Below are 16907 nucleotides of genomic sequence, written 5' to 3'. Positions count from 1 at the left end.
CATCGACCACTGCGTAGGCAACGTCGAACTCGGCCGGATGGACTAGTGGGTCGCGTTCTACAACAAGGTCATGGGCTTCACGAACATGAAGGAGTTCGTGGGCGACGACATCGCCACCGAGTACAGCGCGCTGATGTCGAAGGTGGTCGCCGACGGCACCCTCAAGGTCAAGTTCCCGATCAACGAGCCGGCCGTCGCCAAGAAGAAGTCCCAGATCGACGAGTACCTGGAGTTCTACGGCGCGCGCCGGCACCGGTCCCGCCGTCATCCGGTCACAGGTTGCCGCGGCGTTCCTGCTCCCGCTCGATCGCCTCGAAGAGGGCCTTGAAGTTGCCCTTGCCGAAGCCCATGGAGCCGTGCCGCTCGATGATCTCGAAGAACACGGTCGGCCGGTCCTGGACCGGCTTGGTGAAGATCTGCAGCAGGTAGCCGTCCTCGTCCCGGTCGACGAGGATCTTCAGCTCGCGCAGGGTGTCGACCGGCACCCGGGTCTCGCCGGCCCACTCGCCGAGGGTGTCGTAGTACGAGTCCGGGGTGTCCAGGAACCGCACACCGGCCGCGCGCATCGCGCGGACCGTCCGCACGATGTCGTTGGTGTTGAGCGCGATGTGCTGGACGCCGGCGCCGCCGTAGAACTCCAGGTACTCGTCGATCTGGGACTTCTTCTTGGCGACGGCCGGCTCGTTGATCGGGAACTTGACCTTGAGGGTGCCGTCGGCGACCACCTTCGACATCAGCGCGCTGTACTCGGTGGCGATGTCGTCGCCCACGAACTCCTTCATGTTCGTGAAGCCCATGACCTTGTTGTAGAACGCGACCCACTCGTCCATCCGGCCGAGTTCGACGTTGCCGACGCAGTGGTCGATGGCCTGGAAGAAGCGCTGGGCGGGCGGTTCCACGATCGGGTCGGCGGCGACGAAGCCGGGCAGGTAGGGCCCGTCGTAGCCGGTGCGCTCGACGAAGGTGTGCCGGGTCCTGCCGTACGTGGCGATCGCGGCGAGGACGACGGTGCCGTGCTCGTCCTTCAGCTCGTACGGCTCGGCGAGCGGGCGGGCGCCGTGCTCGACGGCGTAGGCGAACGCGGCACGCGCGTCCGGGACCTCGAGGGCGAGGTCGACGACGCCGTCGCCGTGGGCGGCCACGTGCTCGGCGAGGAAGGAGCCCTGTTCGGTGGACTGCTTGATCACCGAGGTGAGGACGAAGCGGGCGGAGCCGCTCTCCAGGACGTAGCTCGCGGTCTCGCGGCTGCCGTTCTCCGGTCCGGAGTAGGCGACCAGCTTCATGCCGAAGGCGGTGGAGTAGTAGTGCGCCGCCTGCTTGGCGTTGCCCACGGCGAAGACGACCGCGTCCATTCCCTTGACCGGGAAGGGATCGGCCTGCCGGGCGGTCGGGTCGGGAGCGTGGTGTGTGGTCTGCGTCATAGGTGCAGAGTGGGCCAGCTCCGCAAGGTGCGCAATAGTTCGCCTGTTCACTGGGCATGGTGTCCAGTGACCTGCCGCGATCGGCGGGCTTTCTGTACAGGATGACCAGGCGACCAGGAGCGGAGGCCGGCATGGCGATCGATCGGCTGGACGGCCGGATCATCCTGCTCCTCGCGCGGGAGCCCCGCGTCGGGGTGCTGGAGATGTCCCGGCGGCTGGGGGTGGCGCGGGGGACGGTGCAGGCGCGGCTGGACCGTCTTCAGTCGAACGGAGTCATCCGCGGCTTCGGTCCCCAGGTGGATCCGGCGGCCCTCGGCTACCCGGTCACGGCGTTCGCGACGCTGGAGATCCGGCAGGGTCAAGGGGCGGATGTCCGGGCGCACTTGGCGACCGTTCCGGAGGTCCTGGAGCTGCACACCACGACCGGCAGCGGGGACATGCTGTGCCGGCTCGTGGCCCGCTCCAACGCCGATCTCCAACGGGTGATCGACCGTGTCGTCGGTTTTGATGGCATCGTCCGGGCCGCCACGGCGATCGTGATGGAGAACCCCGTTCCGCTGCGGATCATCCCGCTGGTGGAGCAGGCCGCGCTCCTCGAACCGCCGGGCGGGGGCCCGGACGGACCGGACTGAGCCGGACCGAGCCGGGCCGACCGGACGGGCGTGGCCGAGGTGGGGTGAGCGGACGTGAACTTCTGGGAGTACCTGGGCAACCGCCACCAGCAGCTGCTCATCGACACGTACCAGCACGCGAGCGTGGTCTTCCAGTGCATGGTGGCGGCGACCGTGATCGGCGTGCTGATCGGGGTGGCGACGTACCGCAGCGACTGGGCGGGCAGCATGGCCACGACGGCCACCTCCACCCTGCTGACCATCCCGTCGCTGGCCATGATCGGCCTGCTGATCCCGATCGTGGGGCTCGGGGTGCCGCCGACGGTGATCGCGCTGACGCTGTACGGGCTGCTGCCTATCGTGCGGAACTCGATCGTCGGCCTGCGCGGGGTCGATCCCGCGCTGGTGGACGCGGCCACCGGTATCGGCATGTCGCGGGTGGCCCGGCTGGCCCGGGTGGAGCTGCCGCTGGCCTGGCCGCCGATCCTCACCGGGATCCGGGTCTCCACGCAGATGCTGATGGGCATCGCCGCCATCGCCGCGTACGCCTCCGGCCCCGGCCTCGGGAACCTGATCTTCCGCGGGATCGCCTCGCTGGGCAGCAGCAACGCGCTCAACCAGGTGCTCGCGGGCACCCTCCTGATCATCCTCCTCGCGCTGCTGTTCGACGCCGGGTACGTCCTGATCGGGCGGCTCACCATCTCCAGGGGGATCCGTGCCTGAGTCACCCGCTTCGGCGTCGCCCGGCGCACCCGAAGCGCCCGGCGCCGCCACCGGATCCGCCGGCACCACCTGCGCGACCGGCACCACCAGCGCTACCGGCACCACCGGCGCGACCATCGAGCTGGAGAGCCTCACCAAGCGGTATCCGGGCAGTCCGCGGCCGGCCGTGGACAACGTCGACCTGGAGATCCGGGCGGGCGAGACGGTCATCCTCGTCGGCCCGTCCGGCTGCGGGAAGTCGACCACCCTGAAGATGATCAACCGGCTGATCGAGCCGAGCGGCGGCCGCATCCGCATCGGCGGCGAGGACGTCACCGACATGGACCCGGTGAGGCTGCGCCGCCGGGTCGGGTACGCGATCCAGTCCAGCGGGCTGTTCCCGCACATGACGGTGGCCCAGAACATCGCGCTGGTACCGAAGATGCTGCGCTGGCCGGCGGCCCGGGTGCGGGCGCGGGTGGAGGAGATGCTGGACCTGGTCGGGCTGGACCCGGGCGAGTTCCACGGCCGCTACCCGCGCCGGCTCTCCGGCGGGCAGCAGCAGCGGGTGGGCGTGGCGCGGGCGCTGGCGGCGGATCCGCCGGTGCTGCTGATGGACGAGCCGTTCGGGGCGGTGGACCCCCTCACCCGCGACCACCTCCAGGACGAGCTGATCCGGCTGCAGCACGAGCTGCGCAAGACGATCGTCTTCGTCACCCACGACTTCGACGAGGCGATCAAGCTCGGCGACCGGATCGCGGTACTGCGCGAGCGCTCGCACATCGCCCAGTTCGACACCCCGGAGGCGATCCTCACCCACCCGGCGGACGACTTCGTGTCCGGCTTCGTCGGGGCCGGGGCCGCGCTGAAGCGGCTGAACCTCACCCGCGTACGGGACGTGGGGATCACCGACTGTCCGACGGTGACCGTCGACGACCCGCTCCAGCGGATCTTCGACCTGCTCCGCTCCGGCGGCTCCCACGAGATCCTGCTGCTCGACCGGCGCCGCCGCCCCTACAAGTGGCTCCGGCGCGGCGACCTGATGCGGGCCAAGGGCTCGCTGGCCCGCGCGGGCACCCTGGTGCACGACACGGTGACCCGGGACGCCACCCTGCGGGACGCGCTGGAGGCGGTGCTCACCGACAGCTCCGGGCGGGTGGCGGTCACCAGCGGGCGCGGTACGTACGAGGGCGTCGTCGACGTGGAGACACTGATGAACTCCGTGCGCGAACTGCTGGAGGCCGACCGGCTGGAGGCGATGGAGGCCCAGCACGAACGGGAGGGGCACCGGGCCGGCCGGACGCACGCCGAGCAGGAGGGTGCGGGCGGGGAGGCGGACGCGTGAGCGCCTCCTCCCGGCGGCGGACGCCCCGCGAGCGGCGGCCTCCTGGCGAGCACGAGGCCAAAGGAGGGCTCGCCTTCCGGGACGGGGACGAGGACCGGAACCGGGACGAGCACAGCGGCGGGGACAGCGGTGGTGGCGGGGCCGGGAAGGGGGCGGCCGGATCCGTTTCCTCGGCCGCGGACGCCTCCCGCGTGACATGGCGGAAGCTGACGCTCCTGCCCGTGGTGCTGATCGTCCTCCTGTTCGCCACCTGGCTGTGGTTCACGCAGGCCGACCTGGACGCGCTGTCCGAGAACGCGCTCTCCGACGGGCAGGTGACCAAGGCGCTCCGGCAGCACGTCGTCCTGACCGTGATCTCGACGTTCTTCGTGCTGATCATCGCGATCCCGTTGGGCATCCTGCTGACCCGGCCGGCGCTGCGCAGGGCCGCCCCGGCCGCGATGGCGTTCGCCAACATGGGACAGGCGACGCCCGCGATCGGTCTGCTCGCACTGCTGGTGATCTGGCTGGGCATCGGTCGCAGGGCCGCCCTCATCGGGATGATCGCCTACGCCGTGCTGCCGGTGCTCTCCAACACCATCGCGGGCCTGCGGGCCAACGATCCGACGCTGTTGGAGGCGGCGCGCGGCATCGGCATGTCCCCGCCGGGCGTGCTGGCCCGCGTGGAACTGCCCCTGGCCGTCCCGCTCATCCTCGCCGGGGTGCGCACGGCCCTGGTCCTGAACGTCGGCACCGCCACCCTGGCGACCTTCGGCGGGGGCGGCGGTCTGGGCGTCCTGATCACCACCGGGATCACCAGCCAGCGGATGCCGGTGCTGGTGCTGGGCTCGATCCTCACCGTCGCCCTGGCCCTGCTGGTGGACTGGCTGGCCTCGCTGGCCGAACTGCTGCTGCGGCCGCGGGGGCTGGAGGCGGGCGCATGACGAGGCGGCGCGGGTGTCCGCTGCTCGCCGGGGTGCTGCTGGCGGGGGTCTTTTCCTGCGGGCTGACCAGCGGGTCCCCCATGATCGACGACGTGGAGCCGGGCTCGATCGGGCGGGGGAAGCCGCTCGAGGGCGCGAAACTCACCGTCACCTCGAAGGAGTTCACCGAGCAGCTGATCCTGGGCACGATCATGGGCATCGCCTTCCAGGCGGCGGGCGCCGAGGTCGTCGACCGCACCGGCATCCAGGGCTCCGTCGGCTCCCGGGAGGCGGTGGTGGGCGGGGACGCGGACGCCGCGTACGAGTACACCGGCACGGCGTGGATCACCTACCAGGGCAACAGCAAGCCCCTTCCCGACCCGCGCGAGCAGTGGGAGGCGGTGCGCGAGGCCGACCGGAGGAACGGGGTGGCCTGGCTGGAGCCGTCGGAGCTGAACAACACCTACGCCCTGGCCATGAACCAGGCCGACTTCAAGAAGTACGGCACGCGGACGCTCTCCGAGGTGGCCGTGCTGGCGAAGTCCGATCCGGCCGCGGTGACCCTGTGCGTGGAGGGCGAGTTCGCCAACCGGGCGGACGGGCTGCCGGGCCTGGAGAAGGCCTACGGCATGAACCTGGCCGCGGGGAACGTCACACAGATGGACACCGGGATCATCTACACCCAGACGGCCGAGGGAGCCTGCACCTACGGCGAGGTGTTCACCACCGACGGCCGGATCAAGTCCATGAACCTGGTGGTGATGGAGGACGACAGGAAGTTCTTCCCCAACTACAACGCGGCGCCGGTGATCAACACCGGCACCCTGAAGGAGTGGCCGGCGATCCCCGGGGTTCTGGACCCGGTCTCGGCGAAGCTGGACAACGAGGTGGCGCGGACCCTGAACGCCAAGGTGGACGTGGACGGCGAGGACCCCCACCAGGTGGCGCTGGACTGGATGGTGGACGAGGGGTTCGTCAAGGAGAAGTAGAGCGGTGCGGCGGTACGGCGGCGCGGCCGTGCCGGGCGGTCAGCAGCTCGGGACCTTGCCCGCGCCCTTCTCCAGGTCGACCAGTGCGTCGACGGTGCCCTCGAGGGTGGTGACCGGGATCAGGCGCAGGCCGTCGGGGAGTTCCGCCTGCGCGGCGGCGCACTCGGCCTCGGGGACCAGGAAGACGGTGGCGCCGTCCCGCCGGGCGGCCTGCGTCTTCAGCGGCACTCCGCCCACGGTGCCGACCCTGCCCTCGGCGTCGATCGTCCCCGTACCGGCGATGATCCGGCCGCCGGTGAGGTCGCCGCCGCTGTCGTCGCCGTTCAGCTTGTCGACGATGCCGAGGGAGAAGAGCAGGCCGGCGCTGGGGCCGCCGACGTCGGCGAGTTTCAGGTCGACCTCGATGTCCTTGCCGTCCAGGTCCAGGTAGCCCAGCGCGGCCCGGGTCGCCTCCTCCTGCGAGGCGCGCATCTGCTCCTCGTTGTACTGCTCGATCTCCTCGAGGTTGTCCCCGGTGGGGTAGACCGAGTCGCGGGGCATGACGGCCCGGTCGGTGTCGAACCAGGAGTCGAGGACGTCCGGGAGGCTCACCCGGGTGTCGGGGGAGGTCGCCTCGATCGTCGTCATCCGCAGCTGGCCGGTGGTCGCACGGGTCTTCGCGCCGGAGATGGTGATGACCTGCGTGCCCTTGTTCTCGCCGAGCACGTCGGCCGTCAGCCCCGGCTGCGCCACCGAGAACGGCAGCGGCGCGAACACCGCCGTGGCCAGCAGGGCGACGACGGGAACGGCACAGACGGCCAGGGTCTGGAGGCGCGTGAGGCGAGAGAGCACGGGATCAATCTAACGTGACGCTCCGGCCCGGCCCCGGCCGCCCGCGGGCGGCCGGGGCCGCCCCTTCGGCACCGGCCGTCAGCGCAGCGCCTCCGCGACCTCACGGGCCGCGTCCATGACGCGGGGGCCGACCCGTTCGGGGACCACGTCGGCCAGCATCACCACGCCGACGCTGCCCTCGACGCCGGTGACCCCGAGCAGGGGCGCCGCCGCTCCGCACGCGCCCGCTTCCAGTTCGCCGTGGGTGAGGGTGTATCCGGGGTCGCGCGGCCGCTGCCGGGCCGCGATGATCGCCCGGCCGGCGGCGCCCCGTTCCAGCGGATGCCGGAACCCGGCCCGGTAGGCCACGTGGTAGTCCGTCCACGACGGTTCCACCACGGCGACGGCCAGCGCTTCGGCCCCGTCCACCAGCGTCAGGTGCGCGGTCGCGCCGATGTCCTCCGCCAGCGACCGCAGGGCCGGCATCGCGGCCTCGCGTACGAGCGGGTGCACCTGGCGGCCCAGCCGCAGCACCCCGAGTCCGACCCGGGCCCGTCCGCCGAGGTCACGGCGTATGAGCGCGTGCTGTTCCAGGGTGGCGAGCAACCGGTACACGACAGTCCGGTTCACGCCCAGTTTGTGGGAAAGCTCGGTGACGGTCAGACCGTGGTCCGTGTCGGCCAGCAGTTTGAGGACCCGCAGTCCCCGGTCGAGCGTCTGAGAGGTCTCCGCGGTCACGACGCCCACTCCTTCGGGGTCAGGTCGGCGGCCTCTCACGGCAGGTGCGTCACCGAGTCCCGTCGGCGACGCGCTCCAGAGGCCGCCGATCGGCCGGCGGCCCGGCTGTGTCCCGGGCGCAGTCGCTTCACGGCTGCGCTCCGCGGCGGCGCTGCCACGGGGCGTGTGCGTAGCGGGACAGTAGCGAGCCGGTTCGGTCAGCGGAAGGCTCCGTCCAGAATCCGGGCACCGATGACCGTGAAGTGGCACCGTTTGACGCGATATGCACAGAGGGAGAAGGGAATTCACCGCATGCGGGTGGCCCACTCCTGCACCTTGGCGATCCGCTGACGCAGCTGTCCCGGCGTGGCCTCCGCGGCGGGCGGCCCGCCGCAGACGCGGCGCAGCTCGGTGTGGATGACGCCGTGCGGTTTGCCGCTCTGGTGCACGTAGGCGCCGACCATGTTGTTGAGCTGCCGGCGCAGTTCCATCATCTCCTTGTGGGAGACCACGGGGCGCCGCTCGGCGGGCAGTTCGAGCAGATCGGCCTCGGTGTCCGGCTTCTTGCGGCTGTGCGCGATCTGCCGGGCCTGCCGCTTCTGCAGCAGCAGTTCCACCTGGTCGGGTTCGAGGAGCCCCGGGATGCCCAGGTAGTCCTGCTCCTCCTCGCTGCCGGGGTGGGCCTGCATGCCGAAGTCGGCGCCGTTGTAGGTGACCCGGTCGAAGACGGCGTCGGACTCCAGCGCCTCGAAGGGCAGCATGTCCTCGCCGGTGTCCTCGTCCTGCTCCCGGTTCGCCTCGTCCATCTCCTGCTCGGACTCGGCGTACGGGTCCTCCTCGCCCTCCTTCTTGGGCTTGTCGAGGACGTGGTCGCGCTCGCGCTCCATCTCGTTGGCGAAGGTGAGCAGGTCGGGCACGGTCGGCAGGAACACGGAGGCGGTCTCGCCGCGCCGCCTCGACCGCACGAAACGGCCGACGGCCTGGGCGAAGAACAGCGGGGTGGAGATGGTGGTCGCGTACACGCCGACGGCCAGGCGCGGCACGTCGACACCCTCGGACACCATGCGGACGGCGACCATCCACCGGTCGTCGCTGCCGCTGAACTCGTCGATGCGTTTCGAGGCGCCGGTGTCGTCGGACAGGACGACGGTGGCCTTGCTGCCGGTGATCTCGCGGATCAGCTTGGCGTAGGCGCGGGCGGAGTCCTGGTCGGCGGCGATGACGAGGGCCCCGGCGTCCGGGACGGACTTCCTGACCTCGGTCAGCCGCTGGTCGGCGGCGCGCAGCACGGAGGGCATCCACTCGCCGCGCGGGTCGAGGGCGGTGCGCCAGGCCTGGCTGACCGCGTCCTTGGTCATGGGCTCGCCGAGGCGGGCCTCGATCTCGTCGCCGGCCTTGGTGCGCCAGCGCATGTTGCCGCTGTAGGAGAGGAAGATGACGGGACGGACGACGTTGTCGCGGAGCGCGGAGCCGTAGCCGTAGGTGTAGTCGGCGGCCGACCGGCGGATGCCGTCGTCGCCCTCCTCGTACGCCACGAACGGGATGGGGTTGGTGTCGGACCGGAACGGCGTACCGGTCAGCGCGAGCCTGCGGGTGGCCGGCTCGAACGCCTCCAGGCAGGCCTCGCCCCAGGACTTGCTGTCACCGGCGTGGTGGATCTCGTCGAGGATGACGAGGGTCTTGCGCTGCTCGGACCGGTTGCGGTGCAGCATGGGGCGCACGCCGACACCGGCGTAGGTGACGGCGACCCCGTCGTAGTCCTTGCCGACCGGGCCCGCGCTGTACTCGGGGTCCAGCTTGATCCCGATCCGGGCGGCGGCCTCGGCCCACTGCTTCTTCAGATGCTCGGTGGGCGCGACGACGGTCACCTGCTGCACGACGTGGTGGTGCAGCAGCCAGGAGGCCAGCGTCAGCGCGAAGGTGGTCTTGCCGGCGCCGGGGGTGGCGACCGCCAGGAAGTCGCGCGGCTGCGTCTGGAGGTACCTCTCCATCGCCCCCTGCTGCCAGGCCCGGAGCTTTCCGGCGGTGCCCCAGGGGGCCCGGCCGGGGAAGGCGGGGGACAGGTGGTGCGAGGAGGAAGCGGCGGTGGTAGTCACGGTCTCCGTTGTGGGGACGGGGGCGGGTTCGGGCGGCTCGGCCGCGCCGGGAACCCGGCCGCAGGGGCAGCCGGCCGCACTCGGCGGTCGGCGTACGGCAACCGGGCCACCCTATCCGCGCCCCGGCCCGGACGACGCCCGGGCCGGGCGGGGGCACTCGGGGGTGGGACCGACGTCACAGCCTCCGCAACCGCCCCGCGATGCTTCCCACATCCGCCTCCGCTCCTGAGGCCACCTCGATGACCAGCGCATACGCCGCGTCCTGGTCGACGAGGGCGAGATCGACGCCGTTGAGGGCGAGGAAGGTCGCGGTGGTCAGCCAGGCGGTGCGCTTGTTCCCGTCGACGAGGGGGTGGTTGGTGGCGATGGCGTGGAGGAGGGCGGCCGCCTGTTCGTACAGGTCCGGGTAGGCGGCCGTGCCGAACATGCGGGCGCGGGGGCGGTGCACGGCCGAGGCCAGCAGGCCCGGCTCCCGGGTCTCGGGCGGACGGCCGCCGAAGGCGATCTCCGCGAGGGCGGTGACCTCCTCGACGGTGAGGTGCCGGGTCGCTCCCCGCAAAGCGGCCGGCTGCCGGTGCGTGGTCATTCGCCGAGCCTTTGCAGCAGGTCGGCGTGCTCGCGCGCGAGGCGCTCGCCGACGGCGCGCACCGTCCGGCGCTCGGTGCGCAGGTACGCGCGCACGGCCTCCTCGGCCACGGCTTCGGGCGTGCGGCCCTGCGCGTCGGCGAGATCCTGGAGGGCGCGCAGCCGGGCGGGGTCGAGCTGAAGGACGAACTCGGTCATCCCCGGAGGCTACTGTCCGCGATCGTCCGGAAGCGAACGGTTTACGGCTCGCGTTCCCGCAGCCGCCTCGTCACCCACACCCCCGCCAGCGCCACCGCCGCCATCGGCAGGAACACGGCGACGAAGGCGGCCGGGTGGGAGCCGGTGGCGTCCGTGGCCCCGTGGGCGACCGCGCCGCCGCCGAGGGCCGCGAAGGCCGCTCCGCCGGCGGCCAGCAGGAGGACGTTGGAGAGGCCGTCGGAGATCTGGAGGGCGGCGGAGTTGGTGCCCGCCTCCTCGGGGGCGGAGAGCTGGAGCAGCAGGACACTGGTGGAGGAGATCACCAGGCCCATCCCGAGGCAGCCGAACGCCCAGGCGACGGCCAGGGCCCAGGCGGGGACCGCCTCGATCAGCACGCTCGGGGCCGCCGCGATGGCCCCCGCCACCAGGAGCATCCCGAGGGTCGTCAGCCGCTCCCGGTGCGGTTCCAGGCGGGGCCGCGACTGGATCCAGGAGCCCAGTGCCCAGGTGACGCCGCCCGCCGCGAGGGAGAACCCGGCGAGGGTCGGGCTGAGGCCGCGCTGGGTGACCAGCATCAGCGGGACGAAGGACTCGGCGGCGATGAAGGAGCCGGCGGCGACGCCGCGCAGCAGCACCACCGAGGGCAGGCCGCGCGCCGCCCGCCAGGTGCCGCGCGGGAGCAGTCCCAGCACCGCGGGCACCAGCAGCGCCAGGCCCGCCGCGCCGGGCAGCAGGGAGAGCCAGCGCAGGTCCTGGGCGGCGTACTGGAGCAGCCCGGCGCCGAAGGAGATCGCGAGGGCGAGGCGGATGCGGCGGCCGCCCGAGGAGGCCGGCGTGTCCGCGCCGTCGCCCGCCGGACCGGACGCCCGGCGGCGTATCTGCGGGAGGGCGAGGGCGAGGGGGAACGCGACGAGGACCGGGATGCCGAGGAACACCCACCGCCAGCCGAGGTGTTCGGTCACCGCTCCGGAGGCGAGCGGGCCGACGATCGACGGCACCACCCAGCTCGCCGCGAACGCGGCCATGATCGCCGGACGCAGCCGCTCCGGGTAGGCCCGGCCGACGACGACGTACAGCGCGACGATCACCATTCCGCCGCCGAGGCCCTGCACGGCCCGCCCCAGGATGAACAGCCACATCGAGCCCGCCGTCCCGCCCAGCAGCAGCCCCGCGGCGAAGGCGGCGATGCCCGTGGTCAGCGGCGCGAGCGGCCCGCGCCGGTCCGACCACTGGCCGGAGAGCACCATCGCGAACAGGCTGGTCGTGAAGAACGCCGAGAACGCGAACGCGTACAGCGACACCCCGTCCAGCTCGCGCGCCGCGACCGGCATGGCCGTGCCCACCGCCGTCGCCTCGAAGGCGATCAGCAGCACCACGGAGACGATGCCGATGCTCAGCGCCCGGTAGGGACCGCTCAGCACGCTGTCGTCCCGCTCGCCGCCGGGGGCGGTGAGCCCGGACGGCGTGGTGGACCCGGGCGGGGCGTCGGAGGTCTTGGCGACAGGGATGTCGCGCGGGTTCGGGGCGGCCATGGGCGTCAGGGTAAGGGGCACAGGGCGCTGTGACGCCTGTCGGGGGTCGGACCGGCACCGGGACCTTGGTCGTACTCCCCCGGCCGCCCGCCCCGCCGTTCATGAACGGCGTGTGGCAGTCCCGTTGCACCGCACCGGAATACCTTGAGCGCCGCTCCCGCCCCGCCGTACGGTCGGTGTACCGAGTTCGCGGCGGCGGGGTGGCGAAAACCACACCCCGTCCCCGGGCCTTGGCCGTGTGCCCGAGTGGCTCAGGGATTCGCCTGCAAAGCGAATAACGCGGGTTCGATTCCCGCCACGGCCTCCGGTACGGGCGGGGTGCTCTCAGAGCACCCCGCCCGCCTCGTCCTGGAACAGCTCCGTCCAGTAGTGCCAGTCGGCGTCGCTCGTGGCGCCCGTCGGGTCGACGGAGGACAGGACCTGAATCATCGTCATGGCCAGCTGGTCGTACGTCTCGCTGGTCAGCGCGTGGCCCGACTCCTCGTCGATGGCGTGCTCGCGGTGCAGCAGCCAGAGGGTGAAGGCGAGGGTCGAGATGTCCGTGTTCAGCGGGTACAGGACGGATTCCGGCTCGCTCCAGTTCAGGATCGCGCCGGTGGCGCCGTCGACGACCAGGCTGTTGTCCTCAACCAGATGACCGAGGCGGACGAGCCGGTCGGCGTGGGCGGGGAGACGGCCGGCCGGGAACGCGCCGGGGTCGGCGCAGCCGTCGCCACAGTCCTCGTCGTGGTACTCGGCGAGCGTCCGCAGCGGCAGGTCGGTGTCCAGCTGGAACAGGAAGCCGTCCTCGGGCAGCCCCGTCTCGCGCAGGAAGCGGCGGGTCGGCTCGTGCGTCAGCGTCGCGGGGAAGTCGAACTCCTCGAAACGGACCACGCCCCGCCGGCCGAACTCCTGGTCGAGCAGGCGGAGCGGGAGGTCCAGGGCGAGCCCCGAGGCCGTGCCCGGACCGGCCACCAGGGCCAGCGGGCGGATCAGCGCGGCCATCCGCCACAGCGGCGCCGGCTCGCCGTCCGTCCCCTCCTCGAACACCGCGAGCAGCTGCCGCGAGGCCTCCGCCACCGCCTTCGTGCCCCAGCGGTCCGCGTAGGCGGAGAACTGGCCGCGCAGCCCCGCCAGTTCGTCCGTCGCGGCGGCGAACCGCACCAGGGTCGGCAGCGACGGGGCGAGCGGGCGACGGTCCATCAGGTCGGGCCGGTCGTGGAAGAAGTACGTCGTCGACACCTCGCCGGTGGCGCCGTCGAGCAGGACCGACTCCGTCTCCAGGCCGGCGGGGCCGAGCAGTCCGCCGATGACCAGCTGGTCCCGCAGCTCCGCGGAGAGCCCCTCGGCCGGGTCACCGGTCGAGCCGGCGACCGTGCGCAGACCCTCGCCCCGCAGCTGCGTGAAGCTGAACAGACCGCTGTCGCAGGGCAGTCCGGGGCCGGTCAGCCAGCGGCGCGTGGACGCGTGTGTGACGAACGGATCGAGGTCGTCCTCGGTCAGGGTGATCGCTGCCGCGGCACCCGTGACGTTCATGGCATCCGTGACAACGGTGTCGGTCGTGCTCATGGCTCCCCCGTGCATACGTGTGCTCAGTCCCGTGCTTCGCCGCTCCGGACCGCACCGTCCCGCCCGGACAGGACGGACCCCGGCCCTCCGAACCCGGCAGCCGTCCCCACCACTCGAAACACTACGTGCCACCACTGACAACGCCCCGGATCGGGAACGGGCGGGCGACCGGCCGGAACACGGATACGGACGCCCCACCCCACAAGACGCTCGAACACCCCCTGTGCGTTGCCTTCGCACGGGAATCGGCGTGAACATTCTCCGGCCGCCCGGCCCCGGCGGCCGGCGGACGGCGCATGCCGACCGGCGCATGCCGACCGGCGGATGCCAGTCGGCGGATGCCAGTCGGCGGATGTCAGTCGGTGGACCTGACCAGCCGGTCGCGGCCGCTGGTCACCACCGCGGCCTGCGGGCGGATCGGCAGGCGGTTGACCGGGCGGCCGGTGGCCGCGCGGACGGCGGCGGCGATGGCCGCGGGCGAGGTCACCACCGGCACCGCGCTGACCGCCTTCGCACCGAACGGCGCGACCACGTCCCGCTCCTCGACCAGCTTCACGATCTCGATGTCGGGCGCGTCCAGGGCGGTCGGCAGGGTGTAGCCGGTGAGGTCGGGGTGCCGGACCAGACCGCGCGGCGTGCGCAGGTTCTCGGTGAGCGCGGCGCCCACGCCCTGGGTCACTCCCGCCTCGATCCGGGCGGCCAGCTGGGCCGGGTTCAGCACCCGCCCCACGTCCTGGGCGACGGCCAGTTCCACGACCCGTACGGAGCCGATCTCGATGTCGACGTCGACCACCGCGCGGATCGCGCAGAAGGACATTCCGACGTAGGCGTCGCCCTGGCCCGATGCGTCCAGGGGCTCGGTGGGATGCGGACGGCACTGGGCGGTGGCCCACAGTTCCTTGCCCTCCAGGGCCTCGGCCACGGGCGTCGACAGCACGCCGTCGTACGAGGTGATCCGGCCGTCGGTGATCTGGAGCAGCTCGGTGGACATGCCGAACTTGTGGGCCAGGGGCTGGAGGAGCTGGGTGCGGACCATCTTCGCCGCGCGTTCCACCGCGCCGCCCGACACCCAGGTGTGCCGGCTGCGGCTGCCCGCGCCCGCGGCGGGCTGGTCGGTGTCCACGGGCGCCACGCGCACCTCGTCGACGCCGAGGATCTCCTGGACGATCTGCCGGGCCAGCGTGGTGAAGCCCTGGCCGGTCTCGACGGCCGCGCACAGCACCGTCGCCACCCCGTCCTGGACCTTCACGGTGGCCGTGGACACCTCGTCCGCGCCCTCGCCGCCGAGCATGTGCACCATGCCCAGGCCGTAGCCCACCCCGCGGCGTACCGCGCCCGGTTCGCCCGCGCCCTCGGGGCCGCCGGGCAGCAGCCACTCGTCCTCGGGGGTGTCCTTGGGCAGCGGCGGCAGCGGGTGGTCCCGCACCGCCTCCAGGAGTTCGGCGACCGGGGCCGGGCAGGTCACGGTCTGGCCGGTGGGCAGGATGTCGCCGGTCGCCATGACGTTGCGCATGCGCACTTCGGCCGGGTCGAGGCCGAGCTTCTTGGCGAGCTTGTCCATCTGCGCCTCGTAGGCGGCGCACACCTGCAGGGCGCCCTCGCCGCGCACATGGCCGGAGGGCGGGTTGTTGGTGCGGACCGCCCAGCCCTCGATGAAGGCGTTCGGGACGACGTAGGGGCCGCAGGCGAAGGCGACGGCGGCGGCCAGCGCGTCCGACGACGTGTCGGCGTAGGCGCCCGCGTCGAGCAGGATCTGCGCCTCGACCTTCACCAGCCTGCCCTCGGCGTCGGCGTGGTGGCGGTAGCGCAGCAGGGTGGGATGCCGGTGGGCGTGGCCGAGGAAGGACTCCTCGCGCGTGGCGGTGAGTTTGACGGGGCAGCCGGTCTTCAGCGCCAGCAGGCCGAGCGGCAGCTGGAAGCTCTGGTCCTCGCGGTCGGCGGTCGCGCCGGGCACCCCGGTGACGACGACCTTCACGCGGTCGGGTTCCAGGCCGAACGCGGCGGCGGCCGCGTCCCGGTCGCCGTGCGGGTCGGTGGAGGCCAGGTACAGCTCGACCCCGCCGTCCGGGCGGGGGACGGCCAGTCCGGCCTCGGCGCCGATGGGGGCGGGGTCCTGCCGGCCGATGCGGTACAGGCCCTCGACGACGAGGTCACCGGCCGCGTCGGGGTCGCCGTGCCGCAGCGGGATGTGCCGGATCAGGTTGCCGTCGGGGTGCAGCGGCTCGGCCTCGAAGGCCTGCTCGGGGTCGATCACCGGGTCGAGCACCTCGTACTCGACGATGACGGCGGCGGCGGCCATCCGCGCGGTGTCCGGGTGGTCGGCGGCGACGGCGGCGATGGCCTCGCCGTGGTGGCGCACGACGTCGGAGGCGAAGACCGGGCGGTCGGACCGGCCGCGCTCGTACAGCGGGGTGCCGGGGACGTCCTCGTGGGTGACGACGGCGTGCACGCCGGGCATCTCGCGCGCGTGGGTGGTGTCGATGGACGCGATCCGCGCGTGCGGGTGCGGGGAGCGCAGCACGGCCGCCCACAGCAGGCCCTCGGCCCACAGGTCGGCGGCGTACGGGAAGGTGCCCTCGGTCTTGGCGCGGGTGTCGGCGGCCGGCAGGGAGACACCGAGTCCGCGCGGGGGCGATTCCGTCCCGGTGGTTTCCTCCGTGGCCTGTGCGGCCTGCACGGTGGTGGCCTCGTTGCTCATGCCTGGCCTCCGTCCCGGCCGTAGAGCCGGTCATGCGGTCCGGGGTCCGGGAAGGCGGCGGGGCCGACGCCGCCGGCACCCGGTCCCGCCTGGTGCGGAATGCGGAACTCGCCCGTTTCACCGCCGGCGCCCCGGCCCGTGCCCCGGGCACCGTCCTGGCCGGCCTCGGCGAGGGCCTCGCGTTCGGCGACGACCTCCTGGACGGCTTCCACCACGCCCCGGTAGCCGGAGCAGCGGCACAGGTTGCCGCACAGGGCCTGGCGGGTCTCCAGCCGGGTGGGCGCCGGGTTGCCCTCCAGCAGGTCGTGCACGGTCATCGCCATGCCCGGTACGCAGAAGCCGCACTGCACCGCGCCGCACCGCGCGAGCGCGCGCTGCACGTCCGACGGCCGGCCGTCCTGGGCGAGTCCCTCGACGGTACGGACCTCGCTGCCGGCCGCGGTGACGGCNNGACGCGACGAGCCGGCCGTCGACCTGCACGTTGCAGGCCCCGCACTCGCCCTGTGAGCAGCCGTCCTTGGCGCCGGCGAGGCCGAGGCGCTCGCGCAGCACGTAGAGCAGCGACTCGCCGATCCAGGCGTCGGTGACGGGCCGGTCGGTGCCGTTGACGCGCAGCACGTAGGAGGCGAGGGGATGGTCGTCGTGCGCGGCACCGGACAGCGGCGCGTGCCCGGGTGACGTGCCGTCGGGTGCGTCCGGGCCGGTTTCGGCGCCGGTGGCGGTCTCGGTACCGGTGCCGGTTTCGGGGCCGGC

The 16907-nt window shown here is 72.6% G+C and carries 15 protein-coding genes, 1 tRNA gene and 2 pseudogenes; 7 read left to right on the top strand and 11 right to left on the bottom strand.

Annotation, left to right across the window (positions count from 1 at the left end):
* Positions 1–241 (top strand): annotated as a pseudogene (locus AOK11_RS13540) (4-hydroxyphenylpyruvate dioxygenase); the annotation flags it as partial.
* A gap of 31 nt (positions 242–272) precedes the next feature.
* Here AOK11_RS13540 and hppD read toward each other — a convergent pair.
* A complete protein-coding gene (gene hppD / locus AOK11_RS13535; protein ID WP_055593943.1) occupies positions 273–1421 on the bottom strand; it encodes a 4-hydroxyphenylpyruvate dioxygenase in 1149 nt (382 codons plus the stop codon).
* Between the two features lie 131 nt (positions 1422–1552).
* On the opposite strand from hppD, the gene AOK11_RS13530 reads away from it, so the two are divergent.
* Genes AOK11_RS13530 through AOK11_RS13510 form a run of 5 tightly spaced genes read left to right on the top strand, consistent with a single transcriptional unit; the run spans position 1553 to position 5970 of the window.
* Positions 1553–2053: an Lrp/AsnC family transcriptional regulator gene (locus AOK11_RS13530; protein WP_055593942.1), complete on the top strand. Its 501-nt coding sequence runs from the start codon at positions 1553–1555 to the stop codon at positions 2051–2053.
* 54 nt (positions 2054–2107) lie between these two features.
* Positions 2108–2755: an ABC transporter permease gene (locus AOK11_RS13525; RefSeq protein WP_055593941.1), complete on the top strand. Its 648-nt coding sequence runs from the start codon at positions 2108–2110 to the stop codon at positions 2753–2755.
* Positions 2748–4079, top strand: coding sequence for an ABC transporter ATP-binding protein (locus AOK11_RS13520; protein ID WP_079034820.1), 1332 nt, complete (start codon positions 2748–2750; stop codon positions 4077–4079). The genes AOK11_RS13525 and AOK11_RS13520 overlap by 8 nt, the downstream gene beginning before the upstream one ends.
* Positions 4076–5002 (top strand): ABC transporter permease, encoded by a 927-nt coding sequence (locus AOK11_RS13515; RefSeq protein WP_055593940.1) that lies wholly within the window; start codon positions 4076–4078, stop codon positions 5000–5002. The genes AOK11_RS13520 and AOK11_RS13515 overlap by 4 nt, the downstream gene beginning before the upstream one ends.
* Entirely contained in the window at positions 4999–5970 is a 972-nt protein-coding gene (locus tag AOK11_RS13510; protein ID WP_055593939.1) for a glycine betaine ABC transporter substrate-binding protein, read from the top strand. Before AOK11_RS13515 ends, AOK11_RS13510 begins: the two co-directional genes overlap by 4 nt.
* 39 nt (positions 5971–6009) lie before the next feature.
* Here AOK11_RS13510 and AOK11_RS13505 read toward each other — a convergent pair whose 3' ends face one another.
* The 6 genes from AOK11_RS13505 to AOK11_RS13480 all read right to left on the bottom strand — a co-directional run bounded on the left by AOK11_RS13505 (position 6010) and on the right by AOK11_RS13480 (position 11908).
* Positions 6010–6801: a S16 family serine protease gene (locus AOK11_RS13505; RefSeq protein WP_055593938.1), complete on the bottom strand. Its 792-nt coding sequence runs from the start codon at positions 6799–6801 to the stop codon at positions 6010–6012.
* A gap of 78 nt (positions 6802–6879) precedes the next feature.
* A complete protein-coding gene (locus tag AOK11_RS13500; RefSeq protein ID WP_055593937.1) occupies positions 6880–7518 on the bottom strand; it encodes an IclR family transcriptional regulator in 639 nt (212 codons plus the stop codon).
* 284 nt (positions 7519–7802) lie between these two features.
* Positions 7803–9593: a DEAD/DEAH box helicase gene (locus tag AOK11_RS13495; RefSeq protein WP_055593936.1), complete on the bottom strand. Its 1791-nt coding sequence runs from the start codon at positions 9591–9593 to the stop codon at positions 7803–7805.
* Positions 9594–9768: 175 nt separating this feature from the next.
* Positions 9769–10179, bottom strand: coding sequence for a type II toxin-antitoxin system death-on-curing family toxin (locus AOK11_RS13490; RefSeq protein WP_055593935.1), 411 nt, complete (start codon positions 10177–10179; stop codon positions 9769–9771).
* Positions 10176–10376, bottom strand: coding sequence for a hypothetical protein (locus AOK11_RS13485; protein WP_055593934.1), 201 nt, complete (start codon positions 10374–10376; stop codon positions 10176–10178). Before AOK11_RS13485 ends, AOK11_RS13490 begins: the two co-directional genes overlap by 4 nt.
* Positions 10377–10417: 41 nt before the next feature.
* A complete protein-coding gene (locus AOK11_RS13480; RefSeq protein WP_055593933.1) occupies positions 10418–11908 on the bottom strand; it encodes an MFS transporter in 1491 nt (496 codons plus the stop codon).
* A 232-nt stretch (positions 11909–12140) separates the two neighbouring features.
* Here AOK11_RS13480 and AOK11_RS13475 point away from each other — a divergent pair.
* Positions 12141–12212: transfer RNA gene (locus tag AOK11_RS13475), tRNA-Cys, on the top strand.
* A 20-nt stretch (positions 12213–12232) separates the two neighbouring features.
* On the opposite strand, the gene AOK11_RS13470 is transcribed toward AOK11_RS13475, so the two are convergent.
* The 4 genes and pseudogenes from AOK11_RS13470 to AOK11_RS44855 form a co-directional block, all read right to left on the bottom strand.
* The gene (locus AOK11_RS13470) at positions 12233–13456 is read right to left on the bottom strand and encodes an SUKH-4 family immunity protein (protein WP_055593932.1); all 1224 of its coding nucleotides are present in this window, start codon (positions 13454–13456) and stop codon (positions 12233–12235) included.
* A 355-nt stretch (positions 13457–13811) separates the two neighbouring features.
* Positions 13812–16154: a xanthine dehydrogenase family protein molybdopterin-binding subunit gene (locus AOK11_RS13465; RefSeq protein ID WP_055593931.1), complete on the bottom strand. Its 2343-nt coding sequence runs from the start codon at positions 16152–16154 to the stop codon at positions 13812–13814.
* Positions 16151–16603: pseudogene (locus AOK11_RS13460) on the bottom strand ((2Fe-2S)-binding protein); the annotation flags it as partial. The pseudogene AOK11_RS13460 and the gene AOK11_RS13465, both read right to left, overlap by 4 nt.
* A gap of 2 nt (positions 16604–16605) precedes the next feature.
* The coding region (locus AOK11_RS44855; RefSeq protein ID WP_240497331.1) for a 2Fe-2S iron-sulfur cluster-binding protein at positions 16606–16907 on the bottom strand (302 nt) is incomplete at both ends.

The organism is Streptomyces hirsutus, from assembly GCF_001418415.1.
GTDB lineage: Bacteria > Actinomycetota > Actinomycetes > Streptomycetales > Streptomycetaceae > Streptomyces > Streptomyces hirsutus.
This window is presented reverse-complemented; position numbering and strand designations above follow the sequence as displayed.